Raw genomic sequence first — 15,951 nt, forward strand, 5'->3', positions numbered from 1 at the left:
CACCACCGCGTTTCCGCCTCCCGATCGACGGCGGCGGGCCGGATCCGGTCGAGGATCGCTCAAATCGGTCAAATCACCACAAAGCGCCCGGCCTAGGCCGGGCGCTTCGGCGTTCACGCCGCCGTGGCCACTACCGGCGGTAGTAGCGGGCACCTTTGCCGCCCGCTCCGGGCTCTGCAAAGAATGTCCAGTCGCCAGGCAGCGCGGACCGGCCCGTCCACCGCGCATCCCGCCCGCCCCGCCCTCACCGGCCGGGGTGCATGGCCGTCACCGACGGCACTGCGGGCCTGCTCCCCCGAGCCCGTGCTCCGGACGCCCCGCGTCCCCCGGCACGGCCCCGACGGAAAAGGATCGTCCGCTCCATGCAGCTCAGCCATGCCCGCCGCAACTCCCTGATCACCGGCATCACCACCCTCGTGGTGGCCGGCGCGGCCACCGCCGCCCTCGCCATCCCGCAGAGCGCCGACGCCGTCGCCCCGGCCGCCGCCCCGGCGGCCGGCGTCTCCGTGGACGGTCAGCCGGTCGCAGCGGCGGAGCAGGCCCAGCCGGACGCCGCGGCTGCTGCCGCGGCCGCTGCCGTCGCCGCGCAGGCGCAGGCGCAGGCCGAGGCGGACGCCGCCGCTGCCGCCGCTCAGGCCCAGGCCGCCGCCCAGGCGCAGGCCGAGGCCGAGGCGAAGGCCCAGGCGGACGCCAAGGCGAAGGCCGACGCCGAGGCCGCCGCCTCCCGCTCGCAGCAGCGCCCCGCCCTTAACGCCAAGCCCACCTACTCGGGCAGCCCGCGCGAGATCGCCGCCCAGATCGTCCCGGCCGGCCAGCTGCAGTGCTTCAGCAACATCGTGTCCCACGAGAGCAGCTGGAACCCCCTCGCCGTCAACGCCTCCTCCGGCGCCTACGGCCTGGTCCAGGCCCTCCCCGGCACCAAGATGGCCTCCGCCGGCTCCGACTGGCGCACCAACCCCGCCACCCAGATCAAGTGGGGCCTCGACTACATGAACTCCCGCTACGGCAGCCCTTGCGGCGCCTGGGCCTTCTGGCAGAGCCACCACTGGTACTAAGCCGAACCCCCGGCGTGTCCCGCTGAACGGAAGCCCACCCGGCACCCTGCGCCGGCTCTCCGACCTACTGCAGGGGCGCAGCTGACACCCGGAGGACTGCAACAAACGCCCGAGGCTGCCCGCACATGTCGTGCGGGCAGCCTCGACGCCGTTCAGTCGCAGGTGAGCGGCGACCACCGATCCGCCGACGTCCGCAGAGGCGCCTTGTTTTCCGACCCTGCTGCCGTCGGCAATCACCTACCTACCCATGGAACCAACATCCGAGCTACTGTGGATGTCATGACTGCGGCCTACGAGGACGTGCCTTTCAGCGAGCTACTTCACCATCCCGCCGCGACCACACGCAGACTGGACGCCGTCCGCGCGCTGCGGCTACGGCGACGCGACGCCGCAGACCTCGCCCTGATGCGCGTCGACCAGATGGAGCGGGACGCATCAGTCGTCGACTTCACCTCGCGCCTGCTTGCAGGGCTCGTGCGAACCGAGAACGTCGCGGCCCTGCGACAGGCTCTGCCTGAGGCCCTGCCATGGAGCACCTTCCTGCCCTCCGAGGACATCGAAACCCTGCTATCCGAGCTGGTGGACACGGCTCGCGGCGCGGTGGCCCTGGACAACCTCGCCCCGATCGCCCTCCTGCTCACCCAGTGGCGACACAGCGCCGAGATCTACGCAGACCCCGCCCTGCACGCCATCCTCACCCGCGAGCCTGACGGCGACCTCGGACCAGTCCCCATGCCCGAGGCGGAGTGAGCCCGAAGCGCGGAGACCGGGCCGCGCCGCCACCCGTCGGCGACGAGTACGACCTCCGATTCGCCAACACCGAGGCCGCCGACGGCTGGGAACAGCTCGGCCGCCAGGCAGCGGGCAACCTGCGCCGCGCCTTCGAGAGGATCCGTGCCACTCCCCGCGCCGCCGACAACCCAGACCGCCAGCACCGCCTCAAGGGCAAGCTCGGCACCAGCACCTTCAAGGGCCGGGAACTTGAACGCTGGCAGTACGAGGTCACCGGCGGCGGACGCATCTGGTACCTGCTGGACGACACCACCCGAACAGCCTGGATCACCTACGCGGGCACCGGCCACCCCAAGGCCACGGACTGAGCTTCTCCCCGCGTACCCGCCCCAGGCGACGTCCCACCACCACTGCCGCTCAAGGGGTGGGATGGGTGCGGTTGAGGGTGGTGGAGCGGGCTGTGGCCGGCGTCCTGGCCGGGCCACCACTGGTACTAAGCCGACAATCGGGCTGCCTAAGCCCAAAGGGATCTGTGCCGTGGTCGACCTGGTCGACCACGGCACACAGCCTTGCCCGGCACCCCTGGCGACCACCTCGACGAGCTGCTCACGGTGCGGCGATGGACCTGCACACCCGGCTGTGTCCGCTCTGCCTCAGTCGAGGCCAACCGATTTTGCCAGCGCCACCACCTCAAGCACCTGCTCCACCCCCAAATGCCGGACATCCCACAGAAGCGCAGCCGTGTCCGCCACCTCCGGCGGAAGCTCACGGAGCGAACCCGGCGGGCGGTGAATTCCCGTCAGCGCCTCAAGGGTTCCGAACGGCACTCCGAGTACAGCGGCAAAGCCGGTGAGAAGCTCGGCATCGAGCTGCCTCGTTCCATGCCCCACGGATCCGATGGTCGCACCCGCCACGTAGACACCGGACATGTAAGCCATGACCTTGGCTGCGGACACCAACCTCAGATTACGGAGGGCGAGCATCCGCACGAGGAGGGAACCGGCTCCGGGAGGGTACTGCTCATAGGCGCGCTCCTTCCTGGGGGAGTACGTCCGCGGCACCCCCGAGAGGGACCGGGCATGGTCGCGCAGTCGCTGCCGGTGGACCGCGGGCAGGGCAAGCGCACTCTGTACCAGCCTCGGGAGCTCACGTCCCGACCTCTCGTCGAAGCTCAATGCCTCACCCCCGAGAGGGAGACCGGCGACGAGGAGGAGGTCGTCACAGCGCAGCCCGGTCCGATCCGCCAGCTGACCGAGGAATTCCTTCGTTGGAGGCTGCCCCCCGAGGGGAGTCTCCGGCTGACCCGCTGGGCGGTCGTCGTCCTGTCGGAGACCCGTGACCGGGCTCCGGATGAGTCGATCCAGGAGCCCGTCACGGTCTGGGAGATCGGGAATGTCCATTTGCCACCGCCACATCGGAAGACAGAGCCGTTCGGCCGTCTGAAACTTGCTGGGGCGGCCTCCGCAGAGGCCGCCCCAGCGGAATCCACCCTCAGAACAAGCGCCGAGTGGGCCCCTTGTAGTACTCCCAGACACTCTCGCTGAAGTCCCAGCCGTGCCGCCGGAACGCCCTCTGACTGATTTCCAGCAGCGTGGGACCCGGCATGTTCTTGTCGGGACGGTAGTGGCCGGAGAAGTTGATGATACGGGAGATCACGCCTTCGACGTCCACTTCGAACGTTCCTGCCATGATCACTCCTTGATGGTCACCCAGGGAGGCGTGCCCTGCACCGAAGTCCGCCAGCGTCTCGTCGTCCAATGCGCGCAGGGAACCATCCCGGCGGACGATGAAGGTGTAGGTGCCCTCGGTGAGCGGGGCCCCCTTCGCAAGCCCTTCGCCCGCAGGAAGGTCCGCCTGGTATGAGTGGTCGACGCCCTCGCGGTACGGCTCCCACACATGGGGATCAGGGCACTCGTTGTGGACCAGGACCGGGGTGGTGCCGGCCAGCACATAGTAGGTGTGGAGCTGGGCGACCGTCAGGTTGTACATCTGCTGGGCGCCGGAGAAGGGGCGCACGGCGGTGATGCGGACGGGGGTGCCGGTGGTGGTCTTGAGGGTGTGGCCCTCGGTGAGGTCGGCCGCGGGGACCCAGGTGTGGGTGGTGTCGTCCCAGAAGGGGTGCTCGGCGGTGGTGTGGACGGTGCTCTCGGCGCCGGACTCCGTCCGGACCGTGAGGTCGATCAGCTCCTTGTCCTCGTGGACGAGCGTGGCGGTGACGGCGCGGGCGCCCTGCTCGGTGGCGGTTTCCTGGTCGGCGGCCTGGACGAGGTCGCCGGTCTTGATGTCGCCGATCGCCTTGCTGCTGCCGTCGGCCATCAGGACCGGGGTCTCGGGCGTGAAGCTGCAGGTCGTACCGTGCGGCGGGGAGGGGTCGGTCTTGGGGGTGGCCGGCGCCTTGGGGTCGGCCTGGTGGACCTTCGGGGCCGCGGGCTCCTGGTGGGGAGTGCTCGGCCCGGAGGAGCCGCCCTTCGGGCCGGACGGCTTGGGGCTGCTCTTCGGCAGGAGTTTGCCGGCGGCCTTGCGGATGCCGCCCGCGTCCTTGATGGCCTTGGTCGCCAGCCGGACGCCCTTCACGCCGGCCTTGACGAGTCCGACTCCGTCCACCGCGATCTCGACGACGGTCTCGACGATCTCGCCCGCGACGTAGTACGGGTCGTCGTGCGCGATCCCGAAGATGTCCGCCACGGGGTGCGAGGTCGGCTCGATGTAGTGGGTGGTCCCGAAGAGCGGGACCCCGGCCTCCTTGCTCATCTCGTTCGCGGCGTTGTTCATCGCCACGTACGGGCTGTTCTCCACGGCCCAGCCGATGGCGCTGTCGACGGCGCCGGCGACGAACTTGCCCGCCTTCTTGCACCAGCCGCAGCTGGGCCAGAGGCCGTTCGGGTCGCTCAGGTTGACCGGGTTGTTGTTGCCGTAGGCGTAGCCGCCCATCTGGTTTGGATCGCCGGCCATCAGGACCGGGTCGACGCTGAGGAAGCGGCCGAGGGCGGGGTCGTAGTTGCGGGCGCCCAGCAGGTTGAGGCCGCTGGTGGCGTCGGCGGGCTTGCCCAGGTAGCCGTGGTTGTCGGCCCAGGACTGCGGGACGGTGCCGCGCGGGTTGCCGTAGGGGTCGAAGGCGCGCCGGGTGACGGCCTTGGTGGTGCCGTCGATCTCCAGGCCGGACGTGCCCTGGAGGTCGGTCGGCTGGTAGGTCAGGGCTCCGCTGCTGGAGCGGACGATGACGGTGCCGTCGGGGTTGTTGTAGTAGCGCGTACCCGAGACCGTGTCGGTGGCCCGGTCGAGGGTCAGCTGCTCCTCGCCGCCGAACAGGTAGAGGACGGTGCTGTCGGGGCCGCGATGGATCAGCAGGCCGCCGTTGGCGTCGTAGAGGTAGGTCGCCGTCCGGTTGACGCCACCGCTGGGGGTGGTGACGGTCTCGGTGAGGCCCTCGGCGTTGTAGGTGAAGGACTGGGTGGTGCCGGGGGCCGGGGTGCCCTCGGCGGAGTCCCACTTCTGGTTGGGGCTGCCCGGCGCGCAGGTCCACAGGATGACCCGGGTGACGGGCTCGGTGGTGGCGCCGGGGATGTCGATGCACAGGCCCGAGGCCGGGTTGACCAGCGTGCCACCGGCGCCGGGGCGCCACTCCTGGCCGGCGCTGCCGTCACAGGTCCACAGTTCCAGCTGGGTGTTGCTGCCGCCGGAGCCGCCGACCGGGCGCAGGCACTTGCCGACTGCCCTGAGCGTGCCGTCGGTGCCGGCCGTCCACTGCTGCCCGGTACCGCCGTTGCAGGTGAAGGAGAAGATCCCCGTGCCGTCGGCGTCCCAGGCGTGGTCGACGTCCAGGCAGAGCGGGGTGGTGCCGGTCGCCAGGCCGGAGGCGATGGTGCCGCTGTTGGTGCCCGCCCGGGAGGTGGTGTTGCCGGCCTGGTCGTACTGCGGGGTCAGGGTCGCGTTGGAGGACGGACCGGTGGGGGCGTTGGTGCTGACCGGCCACTGCTGGTTGCCCTGGCCGTTGCAGTACCAGAGCGCGACCTGGGTGCCCGGGGTGGCGTTCCACGCCGGCAGGTCGAGGCAGAGGTTCGCACCGGTGTTGAGCAGCGCGCCGTTCGCGCCGTCCTGCCACTGCTGGAGGTCGCCGCCGTCGCAGGTCCGCAGCTCGATCGCGGCGCCGGGCCAGTTGCCGACCGGGCCGGCGCACTTGCCGAGGGCCCGCAGGGTGCCGTCGGCGCCCCTGGTCCACTTCTGCGCACCGGAGCCGTTGCAGGTGTAGACCTGGACGGCGGTGCCGTCGGCGGTCCATGCACCGTTGACGTCCAGGCAGTTGGACGTGGAGCCGTTCGGCACCGCGGAGGTCACCGTGCTGGTCGCCGGACCGCTGGAGGTGGTGACGGTGGTGGCGCTGTTCGGCTTGGCCGCCGGGGTGCGGCCGCCGCCGGGGTAGGTGATGGTCTGGGTGATGTCGCGTGAGGTGTCGCCGGTGATGTCGTGCTTGACCTGCTGGGTGCGGTCACCGAGCAGGTTGTGCTGCCAGCTCTGCCAGTAGGGGGCCGGGCCGCCGATGGCCGACGGACCGGGGTTGGGGTTGTTGCAGTGCGAGAGCTGTCCTGCGGTCTCCTTGCTGACACCCCAGGTGTCGGTCCAGGCCTCGGCCAGGCGGTTCAGCCCGTCGTAGCGGTAGCACTGGACGTCGAAGGCCTGGTCGGTGCTGCCGGAGGACTGCAGCTCCGCGACGTTGGTGAGGTTGCCGGCCTCGTCGTAGCCGTAGGTCTTCGCGGAGACCGGGTTGGCGTCGCCGGTCTGGAGGCTGACCCGGTTGGTGGTCAGTCGGCCGGTGGCGTCGTCGTAGGTCTGCTTGGTCCGCAGCAGGCCGCCGGCCTTGCCGTAGGTGGACTGGAGCAGCTGGCCGCGGGGGTTGTAGCTGGCCAGGTCGAGCAGCGGGGTGTTCGCCGTGCCGCTCTGGAGCAGCTTGCCCTGGACGTTGTAGCCGAAGCCGAGGCTCTCGGCGGGCAGGCCGCCGTCGGCGTTGTAGCCGATGGAGGCCAGCAGGCCCACGTTGGGGGTGTAGGCGGCACTGGACGTGTAGTCGCCCGCCAGCCTGCCCTCGGACGCCGGGATGGTCGTGGTGGTGCCGGTGGGCTGGTAGGCGGTGTTGTAGCCGTTCACCTTCTGCACGTACTGGTTGCCCGAGGCGCCGCCGTCGTAGCGGGTGGTCGAGGTCGGGTAGCCCTTGGCCAGGGTGTCGTAGGTGGAGGAGGCGAGGAGCTTGGCCGGGTCGGCCGTGCTCGTGCCGTCGTACCGCCCGGTGACCCGGCCGAGGAGGTCGTAGGTGAAGGAGATCGAGCGGCCGCGGCCGTCCGTGCTGGTCGCGACGCGCCCGAGGTCGTCGTAGGCGACGGTGGAGGTGCCGCTGCCGGGGTCGGTCTGGGAGATCCGGTTGCCCCGCAGGTCGTAGCCGTACGACCAGGTGTTGCCGACGGTGTCGGAGATGGCGGACACCTCGCCGCCGGGCTTGTAGCTGTAGCTGGTGGTGACGTCACCGATGCCGGGGCCGCCGTGCACGACCGAGGAGGTCGTCTGCCCGAGCGCGTTGGTGAACGTGGTGGTCGCCGTCCCGCCGTTCGGCGGGGTGGAGTCGACCCGGTCGGCGCCCGGGTAGGCCGTGGTGGACTGCCACAGCAGGCTGGCCTTGGCGTACAGCTGCTGGGCGGTCGGGCGGCCTAGCCCGTCGTAGACCGTGACCTGCTCGGACGGCAGGGTGTTCTCGGTCTCCTCGAACAGGGTGGAGCCGGGGGCGGTGGTCGGGTCCGACCAGGTGGGGATGGTGATGACCGGCCAGCCGTGGCTGTCGTACCGGACCGAACTGACCAGTCGTCCCTCGGAGTTGTTGGCCGGCGTGGACTGGTTCTGCCTGGCCTGCAGCATTCCGTCGTAGATCGCGACCGAGGTGCTGTAGGTCTCGTTCTCGCGCAGCGTCCTGGTGGTGATGCTGGAGACGTCCGGCTTCTCACCCTTGCCGTGCACCGCGTACTCGAAGGTCCGGTCGGCGCTCTTGCCGTCGTCCTTGTTGCGTCCGGGCGTCCACACCTTGGTGCGGCGGCCGAGGGCGTCGTAGGCGGAGTCGGTGATCCGCCCGTTGACGTCGACGGCCCGGGTGACCAGGCCGCGGGCGGGTGCGATGACGCTCCTGCCCGTCCACCCCAGGGCGTTGGTCGAGGACAGCTCGGTGGCCAGGATGCCGGCGGCCGGGGTGTAGGCGGTGGTGGTGACGGTTCCCGCGGCGTCCACGTCGCGGACGACGCGGCCGTACTGGTCGTGGCTCTGCGCGCCCTGGGTCTGGAAGACCGGCTGGCCCGAGCCGTCGTAGGACTTCACGGACTGGGTGGCGGTGAGCAGGCCCAGCGAGGTGCCGTTCTGTCCGAGCACGCCGACCGCGCCCGGGTTGGCGACGTCGCCGTTGCCGTCGTAGACGTACCGCTTGTGGCCGATCGTCCGGTCGGCGCTCTCGGCCGTGCCGCACGGGCCGGCGACGCTGACGCTCTCCTTGGGGTAGATCAGCATCATCGGGTTGGCGGTGGGCGGGTCCGCGTAGGTGACCGTCGTGCAGGTCTCCTGGGCGGGCACCGAGACGTCACCCTTGTCGTGGACCTTGGACTGGCGCCCGAGGTCGTCGTAGTCCGTGCTCGTGCGGGTCGTCCGCCAGGTCTGGCTGTCGGACAGCAGCGACAGTTCCCGGCTGCCTGTCGTCTTGACCCGCTGCGCGGTGAGGGGCGGCAGGGTGGACAGCGTCCGGGGCGGGTCGGGCGGGAGGGTGGTCTTCTTGGAGGCCCAGGCCGTGCGGGCCTTCGAGGCCGTCTCGACGGTGGTCGGCACGTCGGGGACGGCCTTCGCGACGGCCGTGCCGTTCGCGGACTTGGTGTAGGTCGTGGTCTCCTGCGCCATGCCGGCCAGCAGGGGGTTGTCGTCGACCGCGTCCTGGTCGACGGAGTTCTTCCAGGAGACCTGCCGCCTGGTGGTGCCGTTGGCCAGGTAGTCCCCGTTCATACCCCGGAAGTAGGTGGACGTGCTCCGGGTGATCGCGTCCGGGGCAGCACCGGTGGTGGTGGTGACGGTGCGGTAGCCGCGGAAGTCGTTCCAGGTGCGGAACCGGTCGTCGGTCAGCTCGGAGTCGTCGCGGTGCCAGGCGGCGCCCAGGCCCTCCTCGCCGTAGGTGTACGAGGTGGACTGCGCGGGGGAGGCGGCCTTGGTCAGGTCGGAGACGGTGACCTTGGCGACCAGGGTCTTGTGGAACCAGTCCGCGATGGGCTCGCCGCCGCCGGGCGTGGTCCAGTACACCGGGAAGCAGGCCATCGTGTTGGTGTCGGCCGAGGCCGGCATGGTGCCCTTGTTCCGGGAGCACTCCTGGTCGCGGTAGGAGACCGCGATGAAGGAGCCGGTGTCGGTCTGGATGCCGGAGATCCGGGGCCGGTACAGCGGGGGCGCGGCGGGCGTCAGGCCGTCCACGCGGTTGTCGACCTCGATGCCCTTGAAGCTCACCGGGTCGAGGGTGACCGCCTGCTCGCGGTCGCCGGCGCTGGTGTCCAGGCCGGTGTGGCTGATCTCGGAGAGCCACAGCACCGACTGGAGGGAGCCGGCGTTCCTGGTGTCGCCCTCGGTGCCGGTGACGGGGTCGATGGTGGCACCGGCCTCGGAGAACAGGTGCTTCAGGTCGTACTGGTCGACGCTCTTCCACCCGGCGGCGGTGCGGATCTCGGTGGTGATCCGGTTCAGCCGGACGGTGGACCAGAAGGTCGGCGAGGCGATCTTGCAGACGTTCGGCCCGGTCCCGCTGGTCGGCCAACCCGCCTGGCAGTTGAGGTCGTAGGGGGTGTCCTGCCAGCTGCCCGCCGTCGAGGTGTTCAGGTTCGACGCCTTGCAGAGGTCGTCGGAGACCACGCAGCGCTCGGCGGTGCCGAAGGTGACCCGGGAGGAGGGCTCCCGGCCCGCGGTGGCGTCGGAGAGCTGGTAGCCGTAGGAGATGCCCGTCAGGTGGCCGGCCCGGGTGTACGGCTGCAGGGAGCCGTAGCCGCCGGACTTGGCCGCCTGGCCGTAGCCCATGCTGTAGTAGTTGGTCTCGTTCGCCCAGTCGTAGCGCTGCAGGTTGCCCTGTGGGTCGACCACGAAGTCGATGTTGAAGCGGTAGCCGGGCTGCTTGTCGCACTGCGACGCCTTGCCCTTGGCCGCCGTGTAGCACGGGTCGCCGCTGTTCGGGTGGTAGACCGGCTCGGCCCAGGCGCTGTTGGTGGCGTTGTCGGAGCTGGTGCCGGGCGCGTGGTTGAGGCCGAGGTAGTAGGCGGTGCCGTCGGTCGTGGTGACCTTGAAGTACTCGCCCTCCCACAGGCCGTTGACGGCACCGGTCAGCCGCTCGACCCTGGTGCCGTCGTCCGACTCCAGGTGGTAGACGCCGTTGGCGTCGCGGATCAGCTCGCCCGAGTGCGAGCCGAGCGACAGCGTGGCGTTCCAGCCGGCCCAGCACTGGTCGGCGGAGCCGTCGATGCCCGCGTTTCCACAGCCCTTGTAGGAGCGCTCGATGAAGCCGGGGCTGTACGACCAGCCGTCACCGATCCACGAGGCCTGCGAGTTGCGGGCCGAGGTCTCGCCGTCGATGGCCTGGGAGTTGTAGCTCAGCGCCACCGAGGGCACCGAACCGGCCAGCGAGGGCGGCAGCGGCACCGGGTAGCTGTAGGTGAAGGCCCCCGAGGCCGTCTGGGACCAGCTTCCGGAGGCCGAGAGCGAGGTGGCCCCGTAGGAGCCCTGGGAGCCGCCGACGTCCGCCACCGCCGCGAGCGCGAGCGACGACGCGGCCTGCACGCCCGACGCGGGGGCGGCGAACGCCTTCGCACCCGCGGCGGCGCCGCCCGATCCGCCCCCAGCCGGGATCGCGACCGTGCCGGTCAGCTTCCGGCCGACCGGGTCGTTCTGGTACTCCACCGGCACCTGCTGGCGGCAGGCCTCTACCTGAGGTGTCGTCAGGGCACAGGAGGGCATGGCCACCAGCCGCAGCCGGGAGGCCCAACCGCCGCCGTAGGCCTGGGCGATCGCGCCGTAGTCCAGGGACACCGCGACGCTTCCGGCCTCGGTACGACTGTCCGCGCGCGACAGCCCGACGAGCAGGCCGTCCACGCCGGCCGACTGGGCCTTGGCCCGGTCGGCGACCTTCACCTCGACCGAGGACGGCGCGCTCACCGGCGCCTCCGAGCCGACGATGTCGCGGGCCTGGGCGCCGAGTTGCTCGGGCGCCGCGGTGCCGACCAGGACAGGTGTGGCACCGGCCCGCACCGGGGCCTGCCCACTCGCGGGCTTACCGGCGGGCGCGGACCCGGACTTCGCGGCCGTCCCGCCCAGGTTGACGGTGGCGGTGGCCTCGGCCGGCCACTGCGCGGGGCTCGGCTTGCGGGCCGTCAGCTCGCGCGCGCCCGCCTGAGGCTTGGCCTCGACCCGGCCGGTCCCGTCCGCGTTGTGCCCCTGGACCTTGGGCAGCTGCTGCAGCGGGTCCGCGGGCCAGGTCTTCTCGTCGTAGTCGTAGTGGTATCCGCCGACGACCTCGGCGCCCGCCATCGGCACCAGGAGCGACAGCACCGCAGTAAAGGCAGCGACCGTCACCACCCTTCGCCGAAAGCCGCGCTCCGGATGATCGGAACCGAACCAGCGCAGCCTCGCGCGCACCGTCAACCCCCCGTTTGATAACAGCCTATGAATACCCGTCGCCTCGGAGTCAGTGATTTCCCGGGCGATCGTGCGTGGTCGCCGGAACCGTATTGTCACGGGCACGAACCGCGCAATAGCCTGCCCGCGATCGACCGGTGCGGCGCGAGCCCCAATACCGGTCCTTCGCTGCTCAGCCGCTCGAACCTGCCTCTCCGCGGCCGGTTCCTGACCCACCGTGTGACGTTCGCCACGCAACCGGGTCCGGGCCGGTCGAACCACCCTGAAAGGGACCATTCGTGGGGGAACCCCGTCGTGTCCGGCAAAGCCGCACACGTAGACTGACGCACCGTCTGGCACTGATATCCGCTGTTGGTGGACTTGTTTTGGGAACTGCCGGACCGGCATTCGCCGACGACCGGCCATTCGCCGTCAAACCGGCGCAGAACACCCGGCCCGAGGCATTGCCGACTCCGCCGCCGGGCGGCCCGGTCCAGGCTGCCAGGCTCAAGGCCAAGAGCACCGGAAAGCCCGTCACCGTCGACGAGTTGACCACCGAGTCCTCGCTGACCGTCGCCGAACCGGACGGCAAGCTGACCCTGACGACCCATCTGCAGGCCGCCCGGGTCAAGAAGAACGACGCCTGGACGCCGGTCGACGCCGACCTCGCCCGCAACCAGGACGGCAGCTGGTCGCCCAAGGCCACCCCGTCGGGCGTGGCGCTCTCCGGCGGCGGCACCGGACCGCTGGCCACGCTGACCGACAAGGCCGGCCGCAGCCTGGCCCTCACCTTCCCGGTCGCGCTTCCCGTGCCGACCGTGAACGGGGCCGGCGCCCGGTACCCGGAGGTGCTGCCGGGCGTGGACCTCCAGGTCGACGTCACCGACCAGGGCGCGGTGCGCGAGGTCCTGGTGGTGAAGGACGCCAAGGCCGCCGCCAACCCGCAGCTCGCGTCGCTGCGGCTGGCCACCTCGGCGAAGGACCTCAGCGTCTCCGCCGACCAGACCGGCACGCTGACGGCCCGGGCGGCCGACGGCACCACGGTGTTCAGCGCGCCGACGCCGGTGATGTGGGACTCGGCGACCGCCGGTCCCGCGGCGGGCAGGCCCGAGGGCCGCGCCGCCAAGTCGGCCCCCGGCGCGGCCGAGGCGCCCGCGCAGGCCGAGGCGCCCGCACAGCCCGTCGCGGGCGGTGCCCAGCTGTCCTCCACCGACGGTCCCGGGGACAACGCGAAGATCCGCCCGATCGGTGTGAAGGCCGACGACGGCGCGCTGACGCTCACCCCCGACGCCGGGCTGCTCGCCGGCCACGACACCGCCTGGCCCCTGTACATCGACCCGACGTTCACGCCCACCGCGCCGATGGGCACCAACCACTTCGTCCAGGTCATGGAGGGCTGCCCCTCGCCCGGCTCCCAGCTCGACAAGGAGCAGCCCAAGGGGCAGGGCGTCGGCTACCAGCAGTACCAGGACAACTGCTTCGGCATGGAGCGCTCGTACTTCGAGTTCAACACCTCGGCGCTGGACAGCCGGATGTACATCGACGAGGCCACGGCCTACTTCTACGAGACGTACGGCGCCAACCACGACTGCAACAACGCCACCGCGCCCGTCACCCTGAAGTGGATGAAGGACGCCATCGGCACCGGAACGGACTGGCTCCACCAGCCGCAGATCCACCAGGACCTCCAGACCCAGCGGCCCAAGAGCGCCTACTGCAACCAGCAGCCGGTGAACTTCACCGTGACCGGTGCCATCCGGGAGGTCGCCCAGGGCGGGATCCAGCAGTGGACGCTCGGCCTGTTCGGCGACGAGTCCCGCTCCGCCGGCAACTACGGGTTCATGCGCTTCAACAAGAACCCGTACATCCAGGCCAAGTACGACATCGCCCCGAACACCCCCGACGCGTTGTACACCAACCCGGGCTCGCAGAACCCGAGTAGCACGGCCTGCGGCGGAGGCGAGCCCGGCTGGATCGGCATGACCACCCTGGCGGGCGACACCTCGAACATCACGCTCAACGCGTATGCCTCGACGCCGATGTCCGGCAACAACCTGGTGGTCGGTTTCCACACCTGGGACAACATGGTCGACGACGGCCACGGCAACCCCTCCGACGCCACCTGGCGGGCCAGCGAACCCATCGGCTCCTCGGGCTGGGGCCAGGCCAACATCGGCGGCCGGGTCTCCGACGGCCACCAGTACGGCTGGAACGCCTGGGCCTCCGACGGCCTGCTCGACAGCCCCGGGTCGGCCTACTGCTACTTCAACGTGGACCTCACCCCGCCGTCCCTCGCGCAGTTCACCCCCCTGCAGTCCTTCCCGCCGCTGGGCAGCGGCCTGAAGCCCACCGCCCACGCCGGTGACCAGGGCGTCAGCATCTCGGTCAGCAGCAACGACCCGACCCCCGGCGGCTGCACCCGCGGCTCGTGCATCAAGAGCGGCGTGCGCGGCTTCCAGTACTCGCTGGACGACAACATCCCGCCGGTCGGCGCCAACTTCAAGGAGGCCGCCCCCGACGCCGACGGCACCGCCGTCGCGGACATCCCGATCAACCTCCCCCGCGACCAGTGGGGCACCCACCGGCTGTACGTCCGGGCCGTGGACGGCGCGGGCAACACCCAGCCCGAGGCCGCGGTCTACGACTTCTACGCCCCCTGGAACCCGGACAACAAGGTCGCCCCGGGTGACGTGAACGACGACGGCACGCCCGACTTCCTGGCCCCCGACTCCCAGGGCAACCTCACCCTGCTGCCCGGCAACGCGGACGTCACGGCCGCACCCGTCGTGTCCTCGGCCAAGAGCCAGAGCCCCGAGCACGACAGCTGGAACAACTACCTCATCGCCCACCGCGGTTCCGTCACCGAGGGCAGCGTCGACGACCTGATCGCCTACAACAAGGGCACCCACAAGCTCTACGCCTACCTCAACGACGCCTCCTCCGTCCCCGCCGGCACTCCGGGCCACTTCAGCCTCGGGAACTTCATGCCGCTCGGCGCGGCCGGCACCTGCCCGAGCGGAATCGACGGCACCTGGAACAACGTCACCCAGCTGGTCTCCCCCGGCAGTTACGGCAACCCGCGCAAGCTGGCCAACGTGGTCACCGTGGAGAACAACCTCCTGCGGTTCTACGTCGGCAACTACACCGGCGGCTGCCGCCTGGAACCGGGCGTCACCCTCGGTGACGGCGACTGGTCCAAGGTCACCCTGCTCACCCCCGGTACCGTAGGCGGCACCCCCACCCTGTGGGCCCGCGACAACGTCACCGGCGCGATCCTCAGCTACCCGCTGGCCTTCGACGCCGAGGGAAAGCCCACCGGCACCCTCCACGCCCCGGTCCACCGCCCGCTGGTCTCCGGCGTCAAGAACGCGGACGGCGTCGGCATGTGCGCCGACATCGACCACGGCTGGACCTCGAACGGCACCACGGCCTTCCTGTGGAACTGCGGCGCCGGCAGCCCCAACCAGCAGTTCACGCTGGGCGCGGACGGCCTGGTGCACGTCCTCGGGAAGTGCCTCGACATCCAGGGCGAGGGAACCGAGAACGGTTCCAACGTCGTGCTCTGGGACTGCACCGGCGGCGGGAACCAGAAGTGGGAGGCCGGCACCATCGCCGGCACCCTGCGCAACCCGGTGTCCGGGCGCTGCCTGGGCGTCCCCGAGGGCCTGAACACCCCGGGCAACCAGCTGATCATCTGGGACTGCGCCGACGACGTCAGCCAGAAGTGGGACGGCGCGGGCGCGGCCGAGCAGCTCACCCCGCAGGCCGCGCTCACCCCCGGCTTCACCAGTGCCGAGTACCCCGGTCTGGAGTCGCCGGGCGACGTCCACGGCGACGGCTTCCCCGACCTCTACGCCACCGGCGCGGACGGCCGGCTCAGCCAGGTCCCGGGTGTGGCGGCCGAGAACGGGCTGGCCCGCTTCGGCGCCCCGATCACGCTCGGTGTGCCGAACCGGCCCACCGGCTACCACGTCCGCTCCGCCTACGATGGCGGCATGTGCCTCGACAACTACGGGCCGTGGCTCGGACACGACCTGGCGCTCTACAGCTGCTGGAACGGGGCGAGCCAGAAGTTCAACTTCGCCCCCGACGGGACGCTCCGCACCGGCCAGTACTGCGTCGGCGTCCGTGACAACGAGGTCAGGAACGGCGCGTCCGTCGCCATCCTGGACTGCCTGGGCGAGCCGGGCCAGCAGTGGACCCTGCGCGGCGACGGCAGCCTGTACAACCCCAACTCCAACCGCTGCCTCGAGATCCCCGGCTGGGACGCGGCCAACGGCCGGTCGCTCGGCATCTGGGACTGCATGGAGGGCCACCGGAACCAGCTCTGGAACCTCACCGTCAACACCGCCTGATCCACCGCACTCCCCCGCGGGCCCGCAGCGCTTCGTGTGCTGCGGGCCCGCGGCTCGCCCGGGCCCGCCCGCCCTCGCCGGCCGTCTGACGTGCACGCGACTGGTGCACGGGGTGAAGATATGGCGTACACGGAGGTGATTTGCCGGGC

Annotated in this window: 6 protein-coding genes; 4 read left to right on the plus strand and 2 right to left on the minus strand. The window is 70.8% G+C overall.

Annotated elements, in window-relative coordinates:
- Positions 1-362 precede the first annotated feature (362 nt).
- The 3 genes from ACIGZJ_RS13240 (at position 363) to ACIGZJ_RS13250 (ending at position 2,155) form a co-directional block, all read left to right on the plus strand.
- Positions 363-1,055 (plus strand): transglycosylase SLT domain-containing protein, encoded by a 693-nt coding sequence (locus ACIGZJ_RS13240; protein ID WP_396457278.1) that lies wholly within the window; start codon positions 363-365, stop codon positions 1,053-1,055.
- Positions 1,056-1,334: 279 nt separating this feature from the next.
- Positions 1,335-1,805, plus strand: coding sequence for a hypothetical protein (locus ACIGZJ_RS13245; protein ID WP_396457279.1), 471 nt, complete (start codon positions 1,335-1,337; stop codon positions 1,803-1,805).
- Positions 1,802-2,155, plus strand: coding sequence for a hypothetical protein (locus ACIGZJ_RS13250; protein WP_396457280.1), 354 nt, complete (start codon positions 1,802-1,804; stop codon positions 2,153-2,155). Before ACIGZJ_RS13245 ends, ACIGZJ_RS13250 begins: the two co-directional genes overlap by 4 nt.
- 285 nt (positions 2,156-2,440) lie before the next feature.
- Here the strand turns inward: ACIGZJ_RS13250 and ACIGZJ_RS13255 are convergent, their stop codons facing one another.
- Both ACIGZJ_RS13255 and ACIGZJ_RS13260 read right to left on the minus strand, forming a co-directional pair.
- A complete protein-coding gene (locus ACIGZJ_RS13255) occupies positions 2,441-3,187 on the minus strand; it encodes a hypothetical protein (RefSeq protein ID WP_396457281.1) in 747 nt (248 codons plus the stop codon).
- Positions 3,188-3,278: 91 nt separating this feature from the next.
- Positions 3,279-11,381 carry a ricin-type beta-trefoil lectin domain protein gene (locus tag ACIGZJ_RS13260; protein WP_396457282.1) on the minus strand — a complete coding sequence of 2,701 codons (8,103 nt, stop codon included), beginning with the start codon at positions 11,379-11,381 and terminating at the stop codon, positions 3,279-3,281.
- A 530-nt stretch (positions 11,382-11,911) separates the two neighbouring features.
- Here ACIGZJ_RS13260 and ACIGZJ_RS13265 point away from each other — a divergent pair.
- Positions 11,912-15,802, plus strand: a complete 3,891-nt coding sequence (locus ACIGZJ_RS13265; RefSeq protein ID WP_396457283.1) for a ricin-type beta-trefoil lectin domain protein — start codon at positions 11,912-11,914, stop codon at positions 15,800-15,802.
- The last annotated feature ends 149 nt before the right edge of the window (positions 15,803-15,951 follow it).

Source organism: Kitasatospora sp. NPDC052868 (assembly GCF_044547105.1).
Lineage (GTDB): Bacteria > Actinomycetota > Actinomycetes > Streptomycetales > Streptomycetaceae > Kitasatospora.

What these genes read in the sequence shown, in the direction of transcription:
- ACIGZJ_RS13245 (WP_396457279.1), top strand. Translation starts at nt 1,335, where the DNA reads ATGACTGCGGCCTACGAGGACGTGCCTTTCAGCGAGCTACTTCACCAT.
- ACIGZJ_RS13255 (WP_396457281.1), bottom strand. Translation starts at nt 3,187, where the DNA reads ATGGACATTCCCGATCTCCCAGACCGTGACGGGCTCCTGGATCGACTC.
- ACIGZJ_RS13240 (WP_396457278.1), top strand. Translation starts at nt 363, where the DNA reads ATGCAGCTCAGCCATGCCCGCCGCAACTCCCTGATCACCGGCATCACC.